The following is a 23,640-nucleotide window of genomic DNA, read 5'->3' as shown; positions in this document are numbered from 1 at the left end:
CCAGCAAAGGCTGCGCCGTGCCCGACTCTCTGCCGGGCGCCCGTAATGCAGCGGACAAAATTGCACCACTACTCGGCAAACTGTAGAACGCTTCGGGCATAATGCCGGCACTTTCTCCGCGCATTTGGGAACCTGTGAGCCCAAGCGCTTTCTTCTTTACGCCATCTTTCTTTTTTGGCCCTTGCCTGAAGGGTTTCTGCCAATGATCAAATCGTTTCGCCACCTCATCATCGCCAGCCTTTTGTTACCCGCCGCGCTGCCGGCATTTTCCGCCCCGCTCAACACCACCCTGCCCGCCTCCGTCCAGAAAGCCATGAAAGCCGGCAAGATCGGCAACGACTCGCTCTCCGTTGTGACCTTGCCCATGACCGGCGCCGGCACCCCCACCATCATTAACGCCGATGTCTCGGTGAATCCGGCTTCCACCATGAAGCTGATCACCACTTACGCCGCCCTGGAATTGCTCGGCCCCACCCATCAATGGAAAACCGAGTTCTACGGCGACGGCCCGCTCAAAGACGGCGTGCTCAACGGCAACCTCTACCTTAAAGGTGGCGGTGACCCGAAGCTGAACATGGAAAAACTCTGGCTGCTGATGCGCGACCTGCGCGCCAACGGTGTGCTGCGGGTAACGGGCGATCTGGTGCTGGACCGGTCATTTTTTGTACAGCCGCAACTGCCGGTATTCGATGACGACGGCAAGGACGACAACAAGCCCTTCCTGGTGACGCCCGACTCGCTGCTGGTCAACCTCAAAGCCGTGCGCATGATCACCCGCGCCGAGGGCGGCAAGGTGAATGTGATGATGGAGCCGCCGCTGACCAACGTGCGCATCGACAACCGCGTTAAATACCTGGCCAAAGGCAAGTGCGCCGGCGACGTGCGCTACAACCCGGTCACCGAATTCGACGGCACCACCTTGGTGGTCACCGGCCAGCAAAACGAAGGCTGCAACACCCAGTCGTACCTCTCGCTGCTCGACCACGCGGGCTATGCCGCTGGCGCCGTAAGGGCGATCTGGCAGGAACTGGGCGGCACCATCATGGGCAAAGACCGCATCGACCTCGTGCCGAAAAGCGGCACCTTGCTCGCCCGCGCCTTTTCGCCGGACCTCACCGAGATCATCCGCGACATCAATAAATTCAGTAACAACACCATGGCGCGTCAGCTGTTCCTGAGCCTGGGCGCCGAGTTTCGCAACAGCGCCGATGGCGACGACGCCAAGGCCGCGCAGCGGGTGATTCGTCAGTGGCTGGCGAAAAAAGGCATCACCGCCACCCATCTGGTGATGGAAAACGGCTCGGGCCTGTCGCGCGCTGAGCGGGTCAGCGCTCGGGAAATGGCGGCGATCCTACAAACCGCCTGGAAGGGCCCGTACGCCGCCGAGTTCATCAGTTCGCTGCCCATCGTCGGCATGGACGGCACCATGCGCAAACGCCTGAAAAACACACCGCTGAATGGCGATGCGCACATCAAGACCGGCACCCTCAACACCGTGCGCGCCATCGCCGGCTTCAGCCGCGACGCCAAGGGCGAGACCTGGGCGGTGGTCGCCATCCTCAACGACCCACGACCCTGGGGCGCTTCGGCGATTCTCGATCAGGTGCTGCTCGACCTGTATCGCCGCGCGGATTGATAAATGCATCGCGGCTAAAGCCGCTCCTACAGACTCCCGGACCTTGTAGGAGCGGCTTCAGCCGCGATCCCTGGAAACTCCATTACCCGACAACATTAAGCATCCCCCTACGGCGCGACGGGAAATTGGCTACAGATGATTTCCCCCGGCAGCAGATTGCCAGTACTCGCCAAACAACCGGCAACCCGGCGGCAAAAATCAGCCGCAAACACCTCAAACACAATCACAACCCATTGTTTTATAACGCATTTATAAGACAAATCCGCACCTGGCACACTATTCGCTATAGGCACCTTGTCGCCGCATTTCGCGCATGAGGTTCCCCCGACATGGTCCCGCCAAGCAAAACAAATACAATCGACTTTGACGCCGCCAAACTGCAGCGCTTGGGCTTTGCCAGCAACCGTAGTCAGTCGCTGCGTCCAGTCTCGTTGGCGCAATTGCGGCAGAAGCTGAACCTGCAATTGCAGACCAGCCTGGAAGTCGAGCGGATCCTGGAAATCTTCTTTCGCGAGGTGCAACGCCTGGTGCCGCTGCACGCTGTGGCGTATCAACAGCCCTCCGCTGACTTGCGTCTGGAGCTTGGCGTGCGTGCTACCCACTCGGCCGGCTACCGCTTGAACCACGACGGCGAATACTTGGGCGAGCTGATCTTTCGCCGCAACCAGCGCTTCTCTGAAGAAGAATTGAGCCAACTGGAATCGCTGCTGGCGTGCATGCTGTTTCCATTGCGCAACGCCCTGCTCTACCGCAAAGCCGTGCAGTGCGCGCTGCGCGATCCATTGACCGACACCGGCAACCGCATCGCCATGGACCAGGCCTTGCAGCGCGAGATCGACTTGGCGCGCCGCAACCTGCAACCGTTGTCGGTGCTGATGCTCGACGTCGATCATTTCAAACACATCAACGACACTCACGGCCACAGCACCGGCGACGAAGTGCTGCGCGCCATGGCCGATACGCTGAAAGCACAGCTGCGCAATATCGATATGATTTTCCGCTTTGGCGGCGAAGAGTTTCTGGTGCTGCTCTCCAACACCAGCCGCGAAGGCGCAGCGATGGTCGGCGAGCGACTGCGCTTCGCCGTGCAAGAATTGCAATGCACCGCTCAGGGCCAGCACATCGACGTGTCCGTAAGCCTCGGTTGCGCCTGCCTGCTGCCGGGCGAATCCGTGGACAGCCTGATGCGCCGCGCGGACAACGCGCTGTACGTGGCCAAACGTGAAGGCCGTAATCGCTTGACCATGGCGGGTTGAACACACGTCGTCATTCGCGCGAAGGCGTCGGTCCGACGATTTGGGATCCGGAATGTAGCGTCGAATGCATTCCCCTACGCGATTCTGGATTCCCGCCTTCGCGGGAATGACGGAGGTTTTTGTTGCGACCCCCGCCCTCGCGGGAATGACGGTTGGTTTTTACGGCGGTGACCTCAATGCGAAAAAAAAAGGCCAGTCAATCGACTGGCCTTTTTCGTTACAGCGCAACCCGACTTATTGCTCTTCGGGCGCTTCTTCCGGCATTTCTTCCGGGGCTTCTTCGTCGAGCGCGCCAGCGTCTGGCTGCTCTTCGTCCGGTACGTAGCCTTCCGGCTGCTCTTCACCGGCACCGCCGCCCAGGCCACCGGCCTTGGACATCACCAACATGGCGAACTCTTCCACCGACATTTTCTGGTCGTTGAAGGTGACTTCGTTGTTGGCGTAATGCAGGTTCGATTCGAGCTTGTCGCCTTTGAGCACGATCATCTCGGTAGACAGCGCCATGCCGCTGCCCATCTCGGTGAACATGGCGGCTTGGTCGTCGATGGCCTTCTGGTCGGTTTCGCCGGCAATTGCCGCCTGAACGCGCACGCCATCACCGATCACGGCTTTGTCGATCGACAGTTTGGCATCGAGCTGCGTCAGCACTTGCTTGGCCATTTCTGGCGGCGGCAGGTCGAAGGACGTCGGCTTGTTGAAGTCCATCGCCAGGCTCACCAGCGCTTCGCCGTGGGCGGTTTTAACGCTGAATTTCTCCAGCGCTACGTGCGGTTTACCGGCCAGCAATTGGCCGACGTCGGCTTTGAGCTTTTCTTCTTCGGCTGGGGTGAACGCCATGTCTGGCGCTTCCTGGCCGAGTGCCTGGGCTTGCTGCACCGGCGCCAGTTTGTCTTTGTAGAGGTTGACCAACGACTGCACGGCAGCGGCGTCGAAGTCTTTCATGCGCCAGATCATGTGCAGACCGGCGATGTCTTTGCCGTCGAAGCTGACCTGTTCAATGTCGTAGGAGACATGACCGGCCAACTTTCCGTCGTTTTCTTCAAAGGTGCCGGCCTGAGCGATATTTTTGATCACTACCGGCGGCTTGCCGGCCACGGCGATCGAGGCAGTGGCCAGCTTGACGCTGCTGTCGCCGAGGTAGAACTCACCGCTGCCCAGCTTTTGATCGCTGTCTAGGGTCAGGTCTTTCAGCTCGATTTTGATGGCTTCGCCATTGGCGTCGGTGCCGCTCAGTACCAGGCTGTCCATGCCGCCGGTCAGGGCCACGTCTTTAGCGTGGGCGCTGGCGTCGACTTCCAATTTCAGGCCGGAGAATTTGACGTTCTGCCCTTCCTGCGGGGCGAAGTCCAGCGGGGTCAGTTCGATGGTGCCGGTGGTGGACTGGTCGTAGCCGAGGCTGACCTGGCCGGTCAGTGGCGACTCGCCCTTGGCGGCGTCAAACCATTTCTGCGTCAGTTCGTTGGGTTCCAGCGCGTAGTTGCTGGTGGCCAGAACCGGCCACAGGTTGAGCTTTTTCAAGCGCGCGGCAGGCAGCGGGCCGTGTTGGATGTTGTCGACCAGCAGCACTTCCATATGACGGGCCTCGCCTTCTGAGGCGGGCATGTCCAGGGTCAGCTTGTAGTGCGCGGTGCTGGTGAACAGGTGGCTGTCGAGCGACAGCAGTTCCAGCTTGCTGGTGATGCCGGTGCCCAGCAGCGCATCGGCGCCTTTCTGGTTAGCTTCGGCGATGGAGTTCTGCAATACGGTGGGCAATTGGGTGCCGGTGTACCAGGCGCCTGCGGTACTGATGACGCCTACCGCAACGATGATGCCTGCAGCGATTCCTGCTGATTTTTTCATGAGTCGACTCAACGAATGTCCATGTTTATGTATGCGCCTTCCTGGCCGGAGGAGACCCGTGCGCCACAGGCGCCGCACAGCGAAAGCGGCGGCGATGGTAGCACTGTGGCGCGGTTCGAGGCTGTGTCGCTTATCGCTCTTCGAGAATTTTCACCGTGGGCGTGGTCGGGTCGGTCTTGACCCAGTCCGTGAGCAGGCTATACGCCACCGCCAATAAGGTCGGCCCGAGGAACAAGCCCATAAAGCCGAACGCCAACAAGCCGCCAAACACCCCGAGAAGCACCACCACCAGCGGCAGGTTGCCGCCACGGCTGATCAGGTACGGCTTGAGCACGTTGTCTACGCCACTGACGATAAACGTGCCCCAGACACCGAGGAAAATCGCGAAGCCGTATTCACCTTTCCACGCCAGCCACACGGTGGCGGGAATCCACACCAGCGGCGGGCCCATGGGGATCAGGCTGAACACGAAGGTCAAAATGCCGAGCAGCAACGCGCCAGGCACGCCGGCGATCCAGAAACCAATCAAGGCCAACACGGCCTGGGCAGCAGCGGTGCCGATCACGCCATTGACCACGCGTTGCACGGTGCCGGCCACCAGGTGCTGGTAATAATCGGCGCGCTCACCGATCAAGCGGTGCAGACCTTTGCTTACCAGCGCCGCCATGGCCGGGCCGTCGCGGTAGAAGAAAAACACCAACACCAGACTCAGGGTCAGCTCCAACATGCCGCCGCCGATTTTGGCGCTGCGGGCCAGCAGCCAGTTGCCCACTTCGCCGAGGTACGGTTTCACGCTGGCGAAAATCGCCGCGCCTTGCTGGTCGATGCTCATCCACCAGCCCACCAGGCGCTCGCCCAGCAACGGCACGCGGCCCAGCCATTCGGGCGGCGCCGGCAGGCCTTGCACTTGCAGGTCTTTGACCAGGTTGACGGCATCGCGAACGTGGTCGGCCAGGTTGAAGCCCAACCACACCAGTGGCACCGCCACCAGCACCATCCAGCCCAGGGTCAGCATGCCGGCGGCCAACGACACGCGGCCACCCAGCCAACGGGTGAGCAGCGGCATCAACGGCCAACTGGCAAAGGCCAGCACGGCGGCCCAGAACAACGCAGAGAAAAACGGCGCCAACACCCAGAGCGCAGCGCCCAACAGGGCCAGCAAGAGAATCTGGACCAGCAATCGGTCGTTATTGAGCATGTAAAGCTCCGAAGGGATGGGTAGCGATCTGGATGTGGCGACAGGGATAAAACTAGCGCAGCAGCTTAAAGGATAGGCCGTCGTTTTGCGCTGCATCGATTTCCAGGCGCGCCGCCCGCACGCGCTGCGCCACCAACGCATCGCGCCAGGCCTGAGCGTGCTTGCCAGAGAGGCTCACGCGTAGGGTGCTGTCCTGATTAAGGGTGCGCCCCAACAGCTCGGCCCAGGCCGTCACCGGCTCACCGTCCAGGGCGGCGAAATCCAGTTCACCGGTATTGCGCAATTGCCGCAGCAAAGTCGCCGGCCCAGGCAGCAACTCGCCGAGCGCAGCGCCGTTATCCAACTGCTCCACATGCAGATACGCCCGACGATTGCCGCGCGTGATGCTGTACAGCGCCACCAAGGTGTTCTGCTTTGGCTCCGCCAGACGCAGCAGCAAATAGGCTTGCTGATCATCAGCGCCTAGCAGCTTGGCGTTACCAAACACTGAATTCGCCCACAGGCTGCTGGAGCCACACTCGCGGCTTTCGCACCAATACAGCACCTCGGCGCCCTGCTCTTGCAGCGCATCGCGGGCCGCATTGAACGCTTGTCCAGAGGTGTGCTCGGGCGGCAATTCATAGGTGACCGAGCGCATATGGCCGAGGCTGTCGACCTGGCGCTCATAGCGCAACGTGCCGCTGATGCGGCGGATGGAACCGAGGGGATAGATGCGTTCTTGCGCGGGCACATCGCGAAAGTCGACGATTTCGGCGCGGGGGAAGCGCGGCAGAATGTCCAGGTCCTGACTGCCGGGCAGATCCGCAGCAAGGGTGGCAGAACTAGCCAAGGCAGCCAGGGCGATGGCCAGCAGGCGGTACACGCGCATAAAAGGTCTCGTTGTTCGTGTCAGCAAACGGGGCAGCCCTAACGAGCGCTGCCCGGCGAAGTCGCCCAGACTCCGCAGTTGCCCGGAGCAAGTCAAGACGCGGAAAAAAACCTATTGAAACAGGCTGCTACCGCTTCGGCGCCGGCTTCGTCGTCCAGATGCAAATGATGGCCGCCGGCCAGGCGCTGCACCTCGAACGGCAACCCTTCCAACGACGACACCACCGTCGGCTGCGCATGCAACATGCCGCCCTCGGCCACCACCAGGCAGGCTGGACACGCCACGCTGCGCACAAACACATCGGTGTGCGCCTGGGTAAAGCGCAGCGGCGAAGGCAGCGTCAGGCGGCTGTCGGTGCGCCAGGTGTAACCGCCAGGCACCGGCATCAAGCCGCGCTGTGCCAGCAACTGCGCAGCCTCGAAACTGACGCCGCCGACGCCTTTCATGCGCGCCTTCACCGCTTGTTCGACCTTCTCGTACACCGGCTTGCGCTTGCCCGCCAATGCCAACTGCTCACGCAATGCCGAACCCAGCTTGGCCGGCGCCGACTCGGCTTCGCCGGTGAACGGCACCAAGCCGTCAATCAACGCTAAGCGCTCGATTCGCTCCGGCATGGAGGCCGCCAGCAACACCGAAACAATCGCGCCCATCGAGTGCCCCAACAACGAAAACTGCTGCCATCCGAACTGCTCCGCCACCAGCAACACGTCGTAGGCGTAGTCCCACAGCTGATAGTGGGCGCCCGCCGGGCGGTGATCGGAATGGCCGTGGCCGGCAAAGTCCAATGCAATGATGCGCAGCCCTTCAAGCTTGGGCGCCAGGCGGGCGAAGCTCATGGCGTTGTCCAGCCAGCCGTGCAAGGCGATAACCGGCTTGCCGTCTTCAGGGCCGAACACATGGGCCGACAGTTCAATGTGCGGCAGGCTCAGGCGCACTTCTTCAAAGGAATAATTCATGCGGACTCCAGGCGGGCTTGCCAGCGATCAAACAGGGATTTGAGCAACTCGGCGGTCGCTTGTGGGCGCTCCAGCGGAAACATGTGCCCGCCCGGCAGCGTCAGGTACTGGCAATGCGGCAAGCGCCGAATCGAGCGGGTGTGGTGAGGCAACACCACGCGGCTGTGGCGGCCACGCACCATCGCCAACGGCACCTGCAACTGCTGCGGACGCCCCGGATTGCTATGGGGCACGCTGCGATAAATGCTGATTTCGGTGGCCGGGTCGAACAACAGTCGCAGGCCTTCGCCGTTGGCTTGCAGGCCGTGCTGCACGTAAGCGTCGAGGCATTCCGGATCGAACCGGCGAAACAGCGACTTCGCTGAGAAATAGTCACGCGCCTCGGCGATATCGCTGAACTCCTCGCGGCGCCCGAGCGTGCGACCGGCTGGGGTAATGCGGTCGATAAATCCAAAACGCTTGGCGGCGCGAATGACAATGCGGTCGGCCAGCGTAAGCACTGGCGAATCGAGCATCACCACGCCGCGATACAACTCGGGGTGACGCAGCGCCGCGTGGTAATGCAGCACCCCGCCTAGGGAATGCCCCACGCCCCACACCGGCTCTGGCCGTTCGCGCAGGTGATGCACCAGCTCGTCGACAAGGTTTCCCCAGTTGTCATCCACCGGGAAACGCGGGTCATGGCCGTGTTGAGGCAAATGCGAGACCTCGTATTCCGGCGCCAGCGCGGCGAACAGCTTGCCGTACGTGGCTGACGGGAAACCGTTGGCATGGGCGAAAAAAACCGATTGCGGCATACAGGGAAGCTTCCAGGACAAACCTGTGGCGATTGTCCGTAAGCGGTGGCGGCGCGGCAATGACTGTAAGTGCCGGGAATGATGGCGATACGGCCAGGGAGTATGGGGGCGAGGATTCGTGCGTCTGGGGCATCAAAGAGCATCGCGGCTAAAGCGGAATGCCGCCCAGCCGCGAGTTTTTGATCTTGCGTCACCGGTCTTGATCTTGCTTGTGATCTGCCCCGCACCGTTTATCGCAGGCATACCCGCAATGACAAAAGTGACTCGCGCGTGAGGCGCGAAACCAAAGCGTTCAATGCATACGCTAATGAATACCTTCGCCGATCTACCGTGTACGGCTTGAAATACTGGATTCCCGCCTGCGCGGGAATGACGGTGGTCTTTGAAAAATCCTCCGTCATCCCCGCGCAGGCGGGGATCCAGAGTTTTACGTCTGGCTCAGCTTCGAGTCTTGATTCATTACCGCGTGCGCTGAACCTTTTGGTTCCGCGCCTTACGCGCGAGTTTCTATGCCGCGCCCGATATTAAAACCTACGTCATCCTCGCGAACGCGGGGATCCAGAATTTCAAGCCTTACACAGTAGATCGGCGAAGGTATTCTTGACCGCGTGTGCTGAACGTTTTATTTCGCGCCTTACGCGCGAGTCACTTTTAGCATTGCCCTGATTGCCGGCCCAGCCAAAAGTAACCAAAAGGTCTAGCTCCTACCTTGGCCCTCCGCTGCGCTGCGGGTTCCCTCCTTCCGTCGTTACTCCGGGGGCACGGCGAGACGGGCCATCCATGGCCCGACACGCCTTTCGCGGCTCCCGGCCGCTCAACCCCCTACGCAACGACTCCACTCGGCCTGCGATAAACCTCGCGAGGTAGATCAAAAGCGATAGATCAAAAGCGATAGATCAAAAGCGATAGATCAAAAGCGATAGATCAAAAGCGATAGATCAAAAGCGATAGATCAAAAGCGATAGATCAAAAGCGATAGATCAAAAGCAATAGATCAAAAGCGATGGATCAAAAGCGGTAAATCACAAGCCTGATCAATAGCAGTAGAAGCAGAGCAAAAACCCCGCGACTGAAGCCACTCCCACAGGTTTGCGTGGACTCTGTGGAGGCGGCTTTAGCCGCGATGCTGTTAACCGCTCACACCGGCGGCGGCATATCCCCCAACGGCACAATCGCCATGGTCAGCCGCGAAATACAGCTCGGCTTCCCCTGCTCATCCGTCAACCGAATATCCCAAACATGCGTCGTACGCCCCAAGTGAATGGGCCGCGCGACGGCCGTTACGCGCCCGCTGCGCACGCCGCGCAGGTGGTTGGCGTTCACTTCCAGGCCCACGCAGTAAAACTTGGAGCTGTCGATACACAGGTAACTGGCGGTGCTGCCAAGGGTTTCGGCGAGCACCACCGAAGCGCCGCCGTGCAGCAGACCGTAGGGTTGGTGGGTGCGTGAGTCGACCACGATGCTGGCGGTGATCGACTCGTCATCGAAGGCGTCGAAACGGATGTCCAGCACTTCGCTGATGGTGTTTTTGCGCAGGCTATTAAGGGCCTGCAGATCGGGAGTTGTGCGCCACAGGCTCATGCCGGTTCCTTCTTGTCAGTCGTGCCAAACCAGGGCTTCACGCCGGCCTGACCATTCGGCAAAGCGCGCGGCGTAAGCGTCTTCTACCACGCTGCGTTTGATTTTCAACGTGGGTGTGAGAAAGCCGTTGTCCACTGCCCACACTTCTTTGAGCAGCACCAGGCCGCTGAGTTGTTCGTGCTTGTCGAGCGCGGCGTTAACGTCGGCCAGCAGCGTTTTGAAGCTGCCTTCAAGCGCCGGTCGCGAGCCATTCAGGGCTTCTTCCCGGCCCACGTCGGACAGCACACACAAGGCCATCGGCTGTGGCATGCCATCGCCGACTACACAAACCTGCTCGATACGCGGATGCACGGCCAAGAGGTTTTCGATGGGTGCCGGGGCGACGTATTTGCCTTTGCTGGTTTTGAAGATCTCCTTGATGCGGCCGGTCAGGCGCAGGTAGTGCTCGCTGTCTTGCTCGCCTTTGTCGCCGGTGCGCAGAAAGCCGTCTTCGGTGATGGTTTCGGCGGTGCGTTCGGGGTCTTTGTAGTAGCCCTGCATGGTCGCCGGGCTGCGTACCTGCACTTCGCCCAGTTCGCTAATGCGCACTTCCACGCCGGGGCTGGACTGGCCGATCCAGCCGGGGCGGTTTTTGCCTTTGCGGCAGATGTGCGAGTAGCCGCAGTTTTCGGTCATGCCGTATACCTCGAGCACATCCAGACCCAAGCGCTGGTACCAATGCAGCAACGCTTCGGGCACCGGCGCGGCGCCAGAAAGCGCGTAACGCACGGCGTCCAGGCCCAGGCCGGCGAGCACTTTGTGGCCGACGCGTTTGCCGATAAATGGAATTTTCAACAGGAAATCCAGGCGCTCGGCGGGCATTTTGCTGTACACGCCCATCTGGAATTTGGTCCAGATGCGCGGCACGCCGAATATCAAAGTCGGGCGTGCGCGGCGTAGGTCGACGAGAAAAGTGTCGAGGCTTTCGGCAAAAAATATCGTTTCGCCGGCGTACAAGGAATTCAGCTCGACGAACATGCGCTCGGCCACGTGGCACAGCGGCAGATACGAGAGCAGGCGATCGTCTTCGGTGGCTTGGAACAGCTCGGTGCCGTGGCCGGCGGCAAAGGCGAAGTTGCCGAAGTTGTGCATCACGCCTTTGGGGGTGCCGGTGGTGCCGGAGGTGTAGACGATGGTGGCGAGTTGGTCGTGGGCGCCGATGGGGTTGTCGCGGATCGGCGTGCAGGCTTGCAGGTCGCTCCACTGCACGTCGAAGGTGCCTTCGGGGTGCAACGGCAAGGCGATGGTGCGAATGCCTTCAGGAATGCCCGGCGCCATGGTCGCCCAGTCGTCGAGCTTGCCGACGAATACCAACGCAGCTTCAGAATGGGTGAGCACCTGGCGCACGGAGTCGGCGGTGAGGTTGGGATAAAGCGGCACCGACACATGGCCGGCCATCCAGATCGCCAGGTCGGTGATGATCCAGTGCGCGCAGTTTTTCGACACCAGCGCAATGCGGCTGCCCATCGGCAGCTCCTGGGCGCGCAGCCAGTTCGCGGCGCGGCGGGCTTGGTCGCCGACATCCGACCAGCTCAGTTCCAGCACCTGGCCGCCTGGTAACGGCTGAACCATGTAGCGTTTATCGGGATGGCGAGCTTCGCGTTGGAAGAAAATCTCTAAGGGCAACACAGCAGCATTCGTCACAGGGCCTCCTCCTAATTATTTTTGTGGGGAAACAACATGCGGACTACAACGTGTGAAACGGGAAACCTTGAAACCAAAACCAGCGAGTCAAAGAAAAACCAAGCACTTGCTTGGTTGGACTATTCCACGGCAAATGCGAATCGCGCAAGGGGAGAAATGTTTAGAACTGTAGCCAAGCCAAACGCGGCCTTTTAGCGCCCTGCCCGCGCTTACCACCTGGCGCACCATGTAGGACTTTTCTGAGGCACAATAGGCGACGCTTTTTTTATCGCCCGGACCGTTCATGTTCAAATTTTTCCCGCTCCAGCGCGCCGTCCTGGCGCTCGTGCTGGCAGGTGTTGCCGGCTGTTCCTCCAACAACAAAGCCGTTTATGAGCACGAAAACTTCGCTGACTCCGGCACGTTTTCGCGCAACTACGCCAGCACCGACGCTGCCTCCTGCGAAGCCGCGCGCCGTGCCTTGTTGAGCCAGGGTTACATCATCACCAGCGCCGACCCGAAGCAAATCAGTGGGCATAAAAGCTTCCAGCAATCGGGCGACGACCACCTGGAAATCACCTTTAACGTGGTGTGCACGGACGGCGGCGCTTCGGACCATCACTCGACGATGTTCGCCAACGCGCTGCAAGACCGTTACGCCCTGAAGAAACTCAACAACTCCGCCAGCCTGGGCGTAGGTGTGCTGGGTTCGGTGTCGATGCCGATTGGCTCAACGGATGATTCGTTGGTGAAAGTGGCCAGCGAAACGGTGTCGTCGGCGAAATTTTACGAGCGCTTCTTTGCCCTAGTCGAAGTGTTCCTGCCGCCGCCGGTAAAAGCCGCAGAGCCAGCCCCGGAACCCGCTCCGGTGCCACCGCAGCTCGGCGTTCCGGAACCGCAGGCCGCCGCGCCTGCCGCAGCGCCGGCTATTCAGCCAGAAGTAACGCCGGTAACTGAGCCGGCGCCAGCGCCGAGCGTGGAAACGCTGGACGAGCCGCCGCTGGAGCCGATGATCATCCTGCAGCCCAGAAGTGAAGTGCCCGCCGCTACGCCCTGACGTCGATTCCGGCCCGTAGCAGCCAGCTTGCTGGCGAACCCTGGCAACCTCGGCTCAAGGCGGTGGCGCGGTTTGCGACAGAGCTCGCTCCTACAGAAAAGGCAACAGCCGCGCCGCTACTCCGGATGGTTCAGCGACACCAGTTCCATCAGCCCGGCCGCTGCGAAATCCCCTTCCAGTTCTACCAAGCTCGCGGTGCGCAAGGCCACTGGTTCCTGGCGGTGGCCGTGAATCAACAGCCCGGCCAGCTCGCCGAGAAACGGGTTGTGGCTGACCAGCAGAATCTCGCTTTCTTCGCGTTCATCCAGATACGCCAAGGCGTCGCGCACGCTACTTTCGGGCGTAGCCCATGGCGCCGTGCCGACAGCGCCGCGAAAGGCGATGGCGTTGCGAACCAGGTCGGCGGTTTGCTGCGCGCGCAAGTACGGGCTGGCGAGAATGGCGCTGATGGCCTGCCCTTTCAGGCGCTCGGCGCTGCGCAGCACTTCGTCGCGACCGTTAGGTGTCAGCGGCCGCTCGGCATCAGTCGGGGCTTGGGGAAAGGCTTCACCGTGGCGCAATAACCACAGGCGCATCAGAGCTTGGGCTCTTCGTCGCGTACCGGGTGCGGCGCGGGCGGAATGCTATGGGCCACTTCGCCGTCCGGCGCACGGGCGGTGGGCCAATCGGCGAACGGCCAGGGTTTTTCTTCGGTGTTGAAGGTGCCGAAACGGCCGATCTGCGCCAGGTACTGGCTAAGGCTGTCGCCAAAGGCCAACAACGTGGCGTTGGGTGCGCCGTAGAACAGGCGATAGCCCAATTGCAGCAGGACCACGAAGCCCAACAACGTCGCGGCAACTTGCCAACACAGGGTGAACACCAGCATCCAGAGGATGCGCAAGCCAATGGACTCACGCTCCAGGTGCTTGTTGAGGGGATCGCTCATGGCATGTTCCTTCAAGAAACGGTCAGAAACCGGTGGTGGAAATAAAGTCGACGTCGGTTTTCGGCTCGGCCAGCATCAGCCGCTCGATCACCTGCGCCAGGGTGCGTCCCTCGAAGAGAATGGCGTGCAAACCGGTCACCAGCGGCATGTAGGTTTGCAGTTCTTCAGACTTCACCTTTAGCACTTTCAGGGTGTTTACACCTTCGGCCACTTCGCCCAATCGGGTTACGGCGTCTTCAAGGCTCAAGCCTTCGCCCAAGGCATAGCCAACCTGGAAGTTGCGGCTTTTCGGCGACGAGCAGGTGACGATCAAGTCGCCGACGCCGGCCAAGCCCAGAAAGGTCATGGGGTTGGCGCCGAGCTTGACGGCGAAACGAGTCATTTCCGCCAAGGCGCGGGTAATCAACATGCTCTTGGTGTTCTCGCCCATTTCCAGCGCAGCGGCCATGCCGGCGATGATGGCGTAGACGTTTTTCAGCGCCCCGCCCAACTCCACGCCAAAACGGTCGGCGCTGGCGTATACGCGGAAGGTGCGGCCATGTAAGGCGGCTTGCACGCGCTGGCAGAGTTCGTCGTCTTCGCTGGCCACTACCGTTGCGGTCAGCTCATGGCCGGCGATTTCCTTGGCCAGGTTTGGCCCCGACAACACGCCAATGCGCGCCTGTGGCGCGATTTCTTCGATGATTTGGCTCATCAGCTTGAACGTCTGCGCCTCGATGCCTTTGGTCAGGCTGACCAGCATTTTGCCGGCCAGCACTTCGGCGAACGGCTGCAGCACGGTACGCAGGGCGCTGGACGGCAACGCTACAAATACCAACTGGCACGCGCTTAGCGTGGCGGCGAGGTCGGTTCCGGGGACCACGTTCGGGTGAATTTTCACGCCTTTGAGGTAACGCGGATTTTCGCGGTTGGTGCGAATGGCCTCGGCCTGCTCGGCGTCGCGCATCCATTGGTGCACCGGGTTGCCGTTCTCGGCCAACAAGTTGGCGATGGCGGTGCCAAAGCTGCCGCCGCCCAGAACGGCAATGGCGGGTACTGCGATGGAGTGCTGATCTGTCATAACCAATCCGTAGTGAGCCATCGTGCGTGGCGAGCTGCCGGCATTATTACGGAGCAACCGGGCCGCGGCCAGTGTTGCACGCTACCCTTGGACAGGCCGTGGGCAAAAACCGCTAGTGCTGCGCAAAAGGCGCTGCGCCGATGGCGGTTTGAACAGGTAGACTTGCCGGTTTTCACAGAACGCCCCCGCAGCACTAAGCATCGGTACGGTTCTTAGCTGCGACAGAGAACGTCGAACGTAGCGAGCGCAGCGTTTTGAAAGGAGAGTTTTGATCCCATGAACCTTCGCCGAGGCTGGGACATCCACACCCGCACACAGCTGATCAGCGTAGGCCCGGCCCTGTTGCTGACGCTGTTACTCACCGGTTTTTTTACCTTTGTGCGCTTGCAAGACCTGCGTCAGGAGCTGAACCACACCGGCCAACTGATCGCCAACCAGCTGGCGCCCGCGACCGAATACGGCGTGATTGCCGGCAATATCCAAGTGCTCAACACCCTGCTCAAGGCCACGCTCGATACGCCCCATGTGCGCTTTATTGAAGTGCGCGACCGGCAAGACAATATTCTCGCCTACGAAGAACAAGCCTCCCCGCAAGACAAAAGCGCCACGCAGGTGGAAATTTTCCACGCGCCCATTCATTTGCAGCGGCTGGCGTTGAGCAAAGACATGCCCTACTCCGCCGGCGCGGGCGGCAATCACCTCGACAACGACTACCTCGGCCGCGTGGTGGTGGGCATGTCTAACGATGCGTTTAACAGCCAGCAGCAGACCATTCTGCTCAAGGCCACGGTGCTCGCCCTCTTCGCCCTGCTGCTGACCTTTCTGGTGGCCCGGCGCCTGGCGCGGCGGTTGTCGCAACCGATCAGCACCATGGCCGATGCGGTGAAGGCGATTCAGGCCGGCAACTACCGCACCGCCCTGCCGGAGGTCGACGACAACGAGCTGGGTGGCCTGGCGCGGCACATCAACAACCTCGCCAGCGCCTTGGAACAAGCCAGCACCGAGCAGCAGCAAAGCATCGCTCAACTGGTGAAGGCGCGAGAAGAATCGGAGCAGGCCAACCGCGCCAAGTCCGACTTCCTGGCGATGATGAGCCACGAATTGCGCACGCCCATGAACGGCGTGCTGGGCATGTTGCAGTTGCTGGAAACCACGGAAATGACCGACGAGCAGGCCGAATACGCGGCGCTGGCGACGGAGTCCACGGAGCACTTGCTCAAGGTCATCAACGATATTCTCGACTTCTCGCGAATCGAGCGCGGCGCGCTGGAGTTGGAGCGCATCACCTTCAACCTGCTGGAGCTGATCCAGAGTTCGGCGCAGGTGTTTCAGCACAGCGCCAACCAGCGTGGCCTGACGTTGCAGCTGGATACCCAGGCCGGGCTGGAGCAATTGGTGGTCAAAGGCGACCCCACGCGCATTCGGCAGATTCTGGTCAACCTGCTCGGCAACGCGCTGAAGTTCACCGAAGAAGGCACCATCCGTATCGAAACCCGCTGGCAGGCGCTCGACAACGAGGTGCTGTGGTTCAGCTGCGCCGTGCGCGACAGCGGCATCGGCATTTCCCCGCAGCGCTTGGAGCACATGTTTGACGCCTTCCAGCAGGCCGACACGTCTATCTCGCGGCGCTACGGCGGTACCGGACTCGGGCTGCCCATCGCGCGCACCTTGGCCGAACGTATGGGCGGCACGCTGAACGCGCAGAGCCAGGAAGGCAGTGGTTCGGTGTTCACCTTGGAAATTCCACTGCCGTTCGCCCGTCAAAGCGAACGCCCCGCCGAGCAAAGCGTGGACGACGCCAGCTCCGGCAGCGGTCATAAAGTGCTGCTGGTCGAAGACAACCCGGTGAACCAGACGGTGATCGAAGCCATGCTGCGCAGTTTGGGTTACCAGGTCAGCCTGGTCGGTGATGGCGCTCAGGCGCTGAGCAGCGTGGAGCGCCACGAGTTCGCCGCCGTGCTGATGGATTGTCGGCTGCCGGTGATGGACGGTTATGAAGCGACGCGGCAGATCCGCCGCCTGGTTGATCGGGCCGATCTGCCGATCATCGCCCTGACTGCGAATGCATTGCAGGGCGACCGCGAGGCGTGCCTGCAAGCGGGCATGAATGACTATTTGGCCAAACCGTTTAAACGCGCCGACCTGCAACGCATCTTGCAAGCCTGGGTGGCACCCCGACCTTTGGCGAGTAGTCAGAGCAATGCGTGAAAACGGAACATGCCAGGCTGTCACATACTCGTAATAGCGTTACAACATTGTGCTCAACAGGGTGAAACCCAGCCGCCGCAGACAGTGGTAGAGTGCGTCGGGCACGGTGTGGGGCATGGCTCTTGAGGGCGCACGGAACATTCGGTGTACAACTGTGCTCAGAGCCTGTGACTTTCATTTCAACGCAACAGTCTATGACTACGCTGGTCGCGACAACGCCCTACAAAACGGGCAATGCAGTGAACGTTCGCACCGGCCTAGATGATTCGCTTAGCCCTGCCGCACGGGGATTATTGAGGAGCTCGCATGTCCAAACAGAACGCTTACACTCGGGAAGACTTGCTGCGCTGCAGTCGTGGCGAGCTATTCGGCCCAGGTAACGCGCAACTGCCCGCCCCCAACATGCTGATGGTCGATCGCATCACGCATATCAGCGACACCGGCGGCAAATACGGCAAAGGCGAGTTGGTTGCCGAACTCGATATCAACCCGGACCTGTGGTTCTTCGCTTGCCACTTCGAAGGCGACCCGGTGATGCCAGGCTGCCTGGGCCTGGATGCCATGTGGCAGTTGGTAGGTTTCTACCTCGGCTGGCAGGGCAACCCCGGCCGCGGCCGCGCCCTGGGTTCGGGCGAAGTGAAATTTTTTGGCCAGGTGCTGCCCACCGCCAAGAAAGTCACCTACAACATTCATATCAAACGCACCATTAACCGCTCCCTGGTGTTGGCGATCGCCGACGGCACCGTGAGTGTTGATGGTCGCGAGATCTACAGTGCCGAAGGTTTGCGCGTCGGCCTGTTCACTTCCACTGATAATTTTTAAGGGTTATCCGCATGCGTCGCGTCGTGATCACCGGTTTGGGCATCGTCTCCTGCCTGGGCAATGATAAAGACACCGTCTCCGCCAACCTGCGTGCTGGCCGTGCCGGTATCCGCCACAACCCGTCCTACGCTGAAATGGGGCTTCGCAGCCACGTTTCCGGCTCCGTTGACCTGAACCTTGAAGAGCTGATCGACCGCAAGGTGTTCCGCTTCATGGGCGACGCTGCCGCCTACGCTTACCTGTCGATGGAACAGGCGATTAAAGATTCGGGTCTGACCCCGGAACAGATCTCCAACCCGCGTACCGGCCTGATCGCCGGTTCCGGTGGCGCCTCCACCATCAACCAGATGGAAGCCATCGACACCCTGCGCGAAAAAGGCGTTAAACGTATTGGCCCGTACCGCGTAACCCGCACCATGGGCAGCACCGTGTCGGCCTGTTTGGCGACGCCGTTCCAAATCAAAGGCGTGAACTTCTCGATCTCCTCGGCCTGCGCCACGAGCGCGCACTGCATTGGCCAGGCGATGGAGCAAATTCAGTTGGGCAAACAAGACGTCGTGTTTGCCGGCGGTGGCGAAGAAGAACACTGGAGCCAAAGCTGCCTGTTCGACGCCATGGGCGCCCTCTCCACCCAATACAACGACACCCCGGAAAAAGCCTCTCGTGCTTACGACGCCAAGCGTGACGGCTTCGTGATTGCTGGCGGTGGCGGCATGGTGGTAGTCGAGGAACTGGAACACGCCCTGGCTCGCGGCGCCAAGATTTACGCCGAAATTGTCGGCTACGGCGCCACCTCCGACGGCTACGACATGGTTGCCCCAAGCGGCGAAGGCGCGATCCGCTGCATGCAGCTGGCGCTGTCCACCGTCGACGGCCCGATTGACTACCTCAACACCCACGGCACTTCGACGCCGGTGGGCGATGTGGCAGAAATCAAAGGCGTGCGCGCAGTGTTTGGCGACAAAGCGCCGCCAATCAGCTCGACCAAAAGCTTGTCTGGTCACTCCCTGGGCGCCGCCGGCGTGCATGAAGCGATCTACTGCATGCTGATGATGGAAGGCAACTTCATTGCCGGCTCGGCCAACGTTGACGAGCTGGACCCGGAAGTGGCTGACATGCCAATCGCCACCAAAACCCAGGAAAACGTCACGCTTAACCACGTGATGAGCAACAGCTTCGGCTTCGGCGGCACCAACGCCACGCTGGTGATGAAGCGCTGGGCGGGTAAGTGATCTGATTTAGCGATCACGCAAAATCGAGGCTGAAGCCTCTCCCAAAACAGCTGAATTTCACTGTGGGAGAGGCTTCAGCCTCGATGCTGTTGAAGGCATAAAAAAACGGGGCTCACCAATGTGAGCCCCGTTTTTTTTATGCGTGTAATTCAAAAAGCATCGCGGCTTAAGCCGCTCCTACAGACCGTGTTTAGTCTGTGGGAGCGGCTTCAGGCTTACTTTGGCTTGCGACCAAACCCTGGACGCTGACCCGACCCACTCGCCGGCCCGCTGCGCTTGGGCGCTGGCTTGCGTGCCGGGCGATCGGCCAATTCGATACCCACACGCACCGGCTTGGCCGGACGTTTCTTGTTGGTGTCGCTTGGACGCTCCGCTACCGGTGTGCCACGACCACGCGGTGCGGAATCGGGACGTGGGCCGCTGCGTTGCGGACGCTCGCCATTTTCCGAACGAGGCGTACGAACCGGACGCTCAGCACCTTCACCACGCGGTGTACGGGCCGGACGATCAGCACCCTCGCCACGAGGCGCACGAACCGGACGATCAGCACCCTCGCCACGCGGCGCACGAACCGGACGCTCAGCGCCTTCACCACGCGGTGCACGGGCCGGACGCTCAGGGCCGCCGTCCAGCGCTGGGCGCAAGGTGCGCTGCGGACGCTCGCCACGGCCAACCGGCTTGGCCGATTTACGCTGCAAGCGGTCGAGTTTTTCTTTGGTTTTGAGCTTCATGCCTTGCTGCTGCACGGACGCCAGGCCCACTTCAGCGGCAAGAATGTCCACTTCGCTCTGGCTCATTTCACGCCAGCGGCCCATGGTCAGGTCGGAGGTGAGAAACACCGGGCCAAAACGCACGCGCTTCAGACGGCTGACCACCAGACCCTGGGATTCCCACAAGCGGCGAACCTCACGGTTACGGCCTTCCATCACCACGCAGTGGTACCAATGGTTGAAGCCTTCACCGCCAGGCGCTTCCTGAATGTCGGTGAAACGCGCCGGACCGTCTTCGAGCATCACGCCGGTCTTCAGGCGTTCGATCATTTCCTCGTCCACTTCGCCACGCACACGCACCGCGTACTCGCGGTCCATCTGATAGGAGGGGTGCATCAAGCGGTTGGCCAGCTCACCGTCGGTGGTGAACATCAAAAGGCCGGTGGTGTTGATGTCGAGGCGACCAATGTTGATCCAGCGGCCATCTTTGGGCCGTGGCAAACGGTCGAAAACGGTGGGACGCCCTTCCGGGTCGTCGCGGGTGCAGATCTCGCCGTCGGGCTTGTTGTAGATCAGCACGCGGCGGGTTTCTTCGCTGACTTCTTCGCGTTTGAGCAAACGCCCATCGACGGCGATGGCGTCGTGCAGGTCAACGCGTTGACCCAAGGTGGCGACATTGCCGTTCACCTTGACCCGACCTTCGGCAATCCAGGCTTCAACGTCGCGACGTGAACCCATGCCAATACGGGCCAGGACTTTCTGCAGTTTTTCCCCTGCTGGGCTGTATTCTTCCGACTCACTCATTCTGGGCACCTCCCGGTGTAGGTAACAATTCGTCGCCGGCGAGGACTCGCCAGCGGGCGCGCATCATACGCTGCGCCGCCTTTCAAGCCTAGCGCAGGATGTCGCAGGTGTAAGGCCTTTCCTTTATTTCATCGCCGATTACGGCCATGCCTGCACGAAGTCATCAATCGACAGGTCTTGCGGTGTGCGCAATTCCCGCTCTGGTGTGCCCAGATACAGGAACGCGATGATCTGCTCGTTGTCAGCCAAGCCTAAGCCTTTGGCCACCCGCGCGTTGTACGCCATGTCACCGGTGCGCCACACGGCGCCAATGCCCTGGGCGTGAGCGGCGAGCAGAATGCCGTGGGTCGCGCAGCCTGCGGCCAGCACTTGTTCCTGAGCGGGTACTTTGGCGCTTTCCTGCACACGGGCGATCACAATCACCATCAGGGGCGCTCGCAGCGGCATGGCCAAGGCTTTGGCCAGGGCTTCGGGCGGCGCATCGGCACCGAGCGCCGAAGCAAACAACTCGCCCAAGCGATTACGCGCACTGCCTTCCACGGTCAGGAACCGCCACGGGCGCAATTGGCCATGGTCCGGCGCACGCAATGCGGCGCGAAACAGCACCTGGCGCTGCAATTGGTCTGGCGCTGGTTCGGTCAGTCGGGGGGCGGAAACACGGTTGAGCAGAGCGTCGAGCGCATCCATGGGGACCATCTCCTGAATAAGTACAGCGGGCATTCTAGTGGGGTAAACGGAAAATAACCGGGCAGATTTATCTACCGTTTGCCATTGAGACCGTGCTCGCGCAGAAACCGCGCGCCTTGCCGGGCGTGATATCGCTAGAATGTGCGACTGTCCTTTCCAGAGCCTGTCTGCATGGTCTCACCGACGCTGCGCACCATTGGTTTCATCATCGGCATTTTCCTTATCACCCTGGCCATCAGCATGGTCGTGCCCGTGGTGACATTGCTGATCTTCAACCGCGCGGCGGAGATCAACACCTTCCTGTGGTCCAGTCTGATCACCTTTCTCGCCGGCCTGGCCCTGGTGCTACCCGGCAAGCCCGAACATGTACACCTGCGCCCGCGCGACATGTACATGCTCACCGTCAGCAGCTGGATTGCCGTGTGCATTTTCGCCGCGCTGCCGTTCTTGCTGACCCAACACATCAGCTACACCGACTCCTTTTTTGAAAGCATGTCTGGCATCACCGCCACCGGCTCCACGGTGTTGAGTGGGCTGGACAGCATGTCACCGGGCATTCTGATCTGGCGCTCGCTGCTGCACTGGCTCGGCGGCATCGGTTTTATCGGTATGGCGGTGGCAATTCTGCCCTTGCTGCGCATCGGCGGCATGCGCCTGTTCCAGACGGAATCGTCCGACCGCTCAGAAAAAGTCATGCCGCGCTCGCACATGGTGGCCAAGTACATCGCCCTGGCGTACACCGGCATCACCGTGCTCGGCACCCTCGCCCTGTGGTGGGCGGGCATGAGCTTTTTTGATGCGCTGAACCATGCGATGTCGGCGATTTCGACCGGCGGATTTTCAACCTCCGACCAATCTCTGGCGCACTGGCCGCAACCGGCAGTGCACTGGGTTGCGGTGGTGCTGATGATTCTCGGCAGCCTGCCCTTCGCCCTGTACGTCGCCACCCTGCGCGGCAACCGTCGGGCGCTGCTGCGCGATGAACAAGTGCGGGGCTTTTTTGGCTTGTTGTTCACCACCTGGCTGGTGATGACGCTCTGGTACTGGCTGACCACTGATCTGCCCTGGTACGAAGCGCTGCGCCACGTGGCCGTGAACGTCACCTCGGTAGTGACCACCACGGGCTTCGCGCTGGGCGATTACAGCCTGTGGGGCAACTTCTCGCTGATGATTTTTTTCTACTTGGGCTTTATCGGCGGCTGCTCTGGCTCGACGGCCGGCGGCATCAAGATTTTCCGCTTTCAGGTGGCCTACATCCTGCTGCGCGCCAACCTGCACCAGCTGATCCACCCGCGCGCGGTAATCAAACAAAACTACAACGGCCACCGCCTCGACGAAGACGTGGTGCGCTCGATTCTGACCTTTTCGTTTTTCTTCGCCATCACCATCTGCGCCATGGCGCTGGGCCTGTCGCTAATGGGGCTGGATTGGATTACGGCTCTGACCGGCGCCGCCAGCACCGTGTCGGGCGTGGGTCCGGGTCTGGGCGAAGTGATTGGCCCGGCGGGCAACTTCGCCAGCCTGCCGGACGGCGCCAAGTGGCTGCTGTCGTTCGGCATGCTGTTGGGCCGGTTGGAAATCATCACCGTATTGGTGCTGTGCGTTCCGGCGTTCTGGCGGCACTGATGCCGCCCTGCGCCGAAACTCAAAGGCCCCGGCGCAGCATTACGAGACTCAGCGCAACTGCGAAGGCGACTTACGGACGATTTTGATCGAGTGCGTGAGGGTCGGTTTGCGCGTCACGCTGATGGCTTTGCGCGACACGGTGTCGATGGTGATGTTCCAGAAGCCGCTGCTGGGCACCACGATTTTGGCGGGGAATTTATCAAACGCGCCGCCGTGGTAAGTGTGCCGGCCGCCGTTTTTGAAACTGCGGAAATTGGCGTCGTTCATCAGGCGGATGTTGCAGGTTTGCGAGCAGTCGATCACGACAATGTCGTCTTCGTTGAGGTGTTCGCGCTGGTGTATGTACTTCATGAAGGCTCCGCACGGCGTTGCAAGAACGAGCGTAAGTAAAAGGGCAAAAAATCGAGGCCGCTAGTATGGCGGACGGCGGGCCTCATGGCGATCTTCGACTATGGTTGCAACAAGCGCTGCAACCGACGGAGCGAGCCATGAACAACCCCGACGACAACGATAAACCGCCAACCCTCTGGCAAGTGTTCCACAGCGTAATGGCCGCCGCGTTTGGCGTGCAAAGCGGCAAGAACCGCGCCCGCGACTTTCGCCACGGCAAGCCCAGCCACTTTATTTTTATCGGTCTGCTGTTCACCGGCCTGTTCGTGGTGGTGCTGTTCGCGCTGGTGAAACTGGTGCTGCACCTGGCGACGAGTTAGTCGCCG

General features: G+C 60.9%; 21 protein-coding genes. 8 read left to right on the top strand and 13 right to left on the bottom strand.

Annotated elements, in window-relative coordinates; all coding sequences use genetic code 11:
- The first annotated feature begins 202 nt into the window (after positions 1–202).
- Positions 203–1,636 (top strand): D-alanyl-D-alanine carboxypeptidase/D-alanyl-D-alanine endopeptidase, encoded by a 1,434-nt coding sequence (gene dacB, locus ACZZZU_RS01880; protein WP_122495673.1) that lies wholly within the window; start codon positions 203–205, stop codon positions 1,634–1,636.
- 329 nt (positions 1,637–1,965) lie between these two features.
- Entirely contained in the window at positions 1,966–2,892 is a 927-nt protein-coding gene (locus ACZZZU_RS01875; RefSeq protein ID WP_463382872.1) for a GGDEF domain-containing protein, read from the top strand.
- A 234-nt stretch (positions 2,893–3,126) separates the two neighbouring features.
- On the opposite strand, the gene ACZZZU_RS01870 is transcribed toward ACZZZU_RS01875, so the two are convergent.
- The 7 genes from ACZZZU_RS01870 to ACZZZU_RS01840 form a co-directional block, all read right to left on the bottom strand.
- Complete coding sequence (locus ACZZZU_RS01870; protein ID WP_463382873.1) at positions 3,127–4,731, bottom strand: YdgA family protein; 1,605 nt, start codon at positions 4,729–4,731, stop codon at positions 3,127–3,129.
- Positions 4,732–4,861: 130 nt separating this feature from the next.
- Positions 4,862–5,929 (bottom strand): AI-2E family transporter, encoded by a 1,068-nt coding sequence (locus ACZZZU_RS01865; protein ID WP_463549554.1) that lies wholly within the window; start codon positions 5,927–5,929, stop codon positions 4,862–4,864.
- Between the two features lie 52 nt (positions 5,930–5,981).
- The gene (locus ACZZZU_RS01860; RefSeq protein ID WP_463549553.1) at positions 5,982–6,797 is read right to left on the bottom strand and encodes a DUF4892 domain-containing protein; all 816 of its coding nucleotides are present in this window, start codon (positions 6,795–6,797) and stop codon (positions 5,982–5,984) included.
- A gap of 92 nt (positions 6,798–6,889) precedes the next feature.
- Complete coding sequence (locus tag ACZZZU_RS01855; RefSeq protein WP_463549552.1) at positions 6,890–7,753, bottom strand: alpha/beta hydrolase; 864 nt, start codon at positions 7,751–7,753, stop codon at positions 6,890–6,892.
- On the bottom strand, positions 7,750–8,550 hold the full coding sequence (locus ACZZZU_RS01850; protein WP_463549551.1) for an alpha/beta fold hydrolase: 801 nt from the start codon (positions 8,548–8,550) through the stop codon (positions 7,750–7,752). Before ACZZZU_RS01850 ends, ACZZZU_RS01855 begins: the two co-directional genes overlap by 4 nt.
- 1,137 nt (positions 8,551–9,687) lie before the next feature.
- A complete protein-coding gene (locus ACZZZU_RS01845) occupies positions 9,688–10,131 on the bottom strand; it encodes a hotdog fold thioesterase (RefSeq protein ID WP_463549550.1) in 444 nt (147 codons plus the stop codon).
- Positions 10,132–10,146: 15 nt separating this feature from the next.
- On the bottom strand, positions 10,147–11,814 hold the full coding sequence (locus ACZZZU_RS01840) for an AMP-binding protein (protein WP_463549549.1): 1,668 nt from the start codon (positions 11,812–11,814) through the stop codon (positions 10,147–10,149).
- Positions 11,815–12,097: 283 nt separating this feature from the next.
- Here ACZZZU_RS01840 and ACZZZU_RS01835 point away from each other — a divergent pair, with 283 nt between their 5' ends.
- Positions 12,098–12,850, top strand: a complete 753-nt coding sequence (locus tag ACZZZU_RS01835; RefSeq protein ID WP_463549548.1) for a DUF2242 domain-containing protein — start codon at positions 12,098–12,100, stop codon at positions 12,848–12,850.
- 116 nt (positions 12,851–12,966) lie between these two features.
- Here ACZZZU_RS01835 and sixA read toward each other — a convergent pair whose 3' ends face one another.
- The 3 genes from sixA to ACZZZU_RS01820 are packed head-to-tail and all read right to left on the bottom strand — an operon-like array spanning position 12,967 to position 14,835.
- On the bottom strand, positions 12,967–13,425 hold the full coding sequence (gene sixA, locus ACZZZU_RS01830; protein WP_463549547.1) for a phosphohistidine phosphatase SixA: 459 nt from the start codon (positions 13,423–13,425) through the stop codon (positions 12,967–12,969).
- Positions 13,425–13,775, bottom strand: coding sequence for a DUF4389 domain-containing protein (locus tag ACZZZU_RS01825; protein WP_463549546.1), 351 nt, complete (start codon positions 13,773–13,775; stop codon positions 13,425–13,427). The genes sixA and ACZZZU_RS01825 overlap by 1 nt, the downstream gene beginning before the upstream one ends.
- Before the next feature lie 22 nt (positions 13,776–13,797).
- The gene (locus ACZZZU_RS01820) at positions 13,798–14,835 is read right to left on the bottom strand and encodes an NAD(P)H-dependent glycerol-3-phosphate dehydrogenase (RefSeq protein ID WP_463382881.1); all 1,038 of its coding nucleotides are present in this window, start codon (positions 14,833–14,835) and stop codon (positions 13,798–13,800) included.
- 276 nt (positions 14,836–15,111) lie between these two features.
- Between ACZZZU_RS01820 and ACZZZU_RS01815 the strand changes: the two genes are divergently transcribed.
- From ACZZZU_RS01815 to fabB, 3 genes are all read left to right on the top strand, one after another.
- Positions 15,112–17,043: an ATP-binding protein gene (locus ACZZZU_RS01815; protein ID WP_463549545.1), complete on the top strand. Its 1,932-nt coding sequence runs from the start codon at positions 15,112–15,114 to the stop codon at positions 17,041–17,043.
- Between the two features lie 306 nt (positions 17,044–17,349).
- Positions 17,350–17,865 (top strand): 3-hydroxyacyl-[acyl-carrier-protein] dehydratase FabA, encoded by a 516-nt coding sequence (gene fabA, locus ACZZZU_RS01810; RefSeq protein WP_122453141.1) that lies wholly within the window; start codon positions 17,350–17,352, stop codon positions 17,863–17,865.
- An 11-nt stretch (positions 17,866–17,876) separates the two neighbouring features.
- Complete coding sequence (gene fabB, locus ACZZZU_RS01805) at positions 17,877–19,097, top strand: beta-ketoacyl-ACP synthase I (RefSeq protein WP_463382883.1); 1,221 nt, start codon at positions 17,877–17,879, stop codon at positions 19,095–19,097.
- Between the two features lie 215 nt (positions 19,098–19,312).
- Here the strand turns inward: fabB and rluB are convergent, their stop codons facing one another.
- Entirely contained in the window at positions 19,313–20,611 is a 1,299-nt protein-coding gene (rluB, locus tag ACZZZU_RS01800) for a 23S rRNA pseudouridine(2605) synthase RluB (RefSeq protein WP_122495646.1), read from the bottom strand.
- 138 nt (positions 20,612–20,749) lie between these two features.
- Entirely contained in the window at positions 20,750–21,298 is a 549-nt protein-coding gene (locus ACZZZU_RS01795; RefSeq protein ID WP_122495644.1) for a nitroreductase family protein, read from the bottom strand.
- Positions 21,299–21,469: 171 nt separating this feature from the next.
- Here ACZZZU_RS01795 and ACZZZU_RS01790 point away from each other — a divergent pair, with 171 nt between their 5' ends.
- Positions 21,470–22,924, top strand: coding sequence for a TrkH family potassium uptake protein (locus ACZZZU_RS01790; protein WP_122495642.1), 1,455 nt, complete (start codon positions 21,470–21,472; stop codon positions 22,922–22,924).
- Positions 22,925–22,972: 48 nt separating this feature from the next.
- On the opposite strand, the gene ACZZZU_RS01785 is transcribed toward ACZZZU_RS01790, so the two are convergent.
- On the bottom strand, positions 22,973–23,275 hold the full coding sequence (locus ACZZZU_RS01785; protein ID WP_122453656.1) for a DUF1883 domain-containing protein: 303 nt from the start codon (positions 23,273–23,275) through the stop codon (positions 22,973–22,975).
- A 137-nt stretch (positions 23,276–23,412) separates the two neighbouring features.
- Between ACZZZU_RS01785 and ACZZZU_RS01780 the strand changes: the two genes are divergently transcribed.
- On the top strand, positions 23,413–23,634 hold the full coding sequence (locus tag ACZZZU_RS01780) for a DUF2970 domain-containing protein (protein WP_463549544.1): 222 nt from the start codon (positions 23,413–23,415) through the stop codon (positions 23,632–23,634).
- The last annotated feature ends 6 nt before the right edge of the window (positions 23,635–23,640 follow it).

It is taken from the genome of Pseudomonas sp. AC136, from assembly GCF_979258585.1.
The sequence above is the reverse complement of the archived record's forward strand: the minus strand, read 5'-3'. Positions and strand labels throughout refer to the sequence as shown.

What these genes read in the sequence shown, in the direction of transcription:
- ACZZZU_RS01795 (WP_122495644.1), bottom strand. Translation starts at nt 21,298, where the DNA reads ATGGATGCGCTCGACGCTCTGCTCAACCGTGTTTCCGCCCCCCGACTG.
- ACZZZU_RS01855 (WP_463549552.1), bottom strand. Translation starts at nt 7,753, where the DNA reads ATGAATTATTCCTTTGAAGAAGTGCGCCTGAGCCTGCCGCACATTGAA.
- ACZZZU_RS01850 (WP_463549551.1), bottom strand. Translation starts at nt 8,550, where the DNA reads ATGCCGCAATCGGTTTTTTTCGCCCATGCCAACGGTTTCCCGTCAGCC.
- fabA (WP_122453141.1), top strand. Translation starts at nt 17,350, where the DNA reads ATGTCCAAACAGAACGCTTACACTCGGGAAGACTTGCTGCGCTGCAGT.
- ACZZZU_RS01875 (WP_463382872.1), top strand. Translation starts at nt 1,966, where the DNA reads ATGGTCCCGCCAAGCAAAACAAATACAATCGACTTTGACGCCGCCAAA.
- dacB (WP_122495673.1), top strand. Translation starts at nt 203, where the DNA reads ATGATCAAATCGTTTCGCCACCTCATCATCGCCAGCCTTTTGTTACCC.
- fabB (WP_463382883.1), top strand. Translation starts at nt 17,877, where the DNA reads ATGCGTCGCGTCGTGATCACCGGTTTGGGCATCGTCTCCTGCCTGGGC.
- ACZZZU_RS01785 (WP_122453656.1), bottom strand. Translation starts at nt 23,275, where the DNA reads ATGAAGTACATACACCAGCGCGAACACCTCAACGAAGACGACATTGTC.
- ACZZZU_RS01865 (WP_463549554.1), bottom strand. Translation starts at nt 5,929, where the DNA reads ATGCTCAATAACGACCGATTGCTGGTCCAGATTCTCTTGCTGGCCCTG.
- ACZZZU_RS01815 (WP_463549545.1), top strand. Translation starts at nt 15,112, where the DNA reads ATGAACCTTCGCCGAGGCTGGGACATCCACACCCGCACACAGCTGATC.
- rluB (WP_122495646.1), bottom strand. Translation starts at nt 20,611, where the DNA reads ATGAGTGAGTCGGAAGAATACAGCCCAGCAGGGGAAAAACTGCAGAAA.
- sixA (WP_463549547.1), bottom strand. Translation starts at nt 13,425, where the DNA reads ATGCGCCTGTGGTTATTGCGCCACGGTGAAGCCTTTCCCCAAGCCCCG.
- ACZZZU_RS01835 (WP_463549548.1), top strand. Translation starts at nt 12,098, where the DNA reads ATGTTCAAATTTTTCCCGCTCCAGCGCGCCGTCCTGGCGCTCGTGCTG.
- ACZZZU_RS01870 (WP_463382873.1), bottom strand. Translation starts at nt 4,731, where the DNA reads ATGAAAAAATCAGCAGGAATCGCTGCAGGCATCATCGTTGCGGTAGGC.
- ACZZZU_RS01860 (WP_463549553.1), bottom strand. Translation starts at nt 6,797, where the DNA reads ATGCGCGTGTACCGCCTGCTGGCCATCGCCCTGGCTGCCTTGGCTAGT.
- ACZZZU_RS01825 (WP_463549546.1), bottom strand. Translation starts at nt 13,775, where the DNA reads ATGAGCGATCCCCTCAACAAGCACCTGGAGCGTGAGTCCATTGGCTTG.
- ACZZZU_RS01780 (WP_463549544.1), top strand. Translation starts at nt 23,413, where the DNA reads ATGAACAACCCCGACGACAACGATAAACCGCCAACCCTCTGGCAAGTG.
- ACZZZU_RS01845 (WP_463549550.1), bottom strand. Translation starts at nt 10,131, where the DNA reads ATGAGCCTGTGGCGCACAACTCCCGATCTGCAGGCCCTTAATAGCCTG.
- ACZZZU_RS01790 (WP_122495642.1), top strand. Translation starts at nt 21,470, where the DNA reads ATGGTCTCACCGACGCTGCGCACCATTGGTTTCATCATCGGCATTTTC.
- ACZZZU_RS01820 (WP_463382881.1), bottom strand. Translation starts at nt 14,835, where the DNA reads ATGACAGATCAGCACTCCATCGCAGTACCCGCCATTGCCGTTCTGGGC.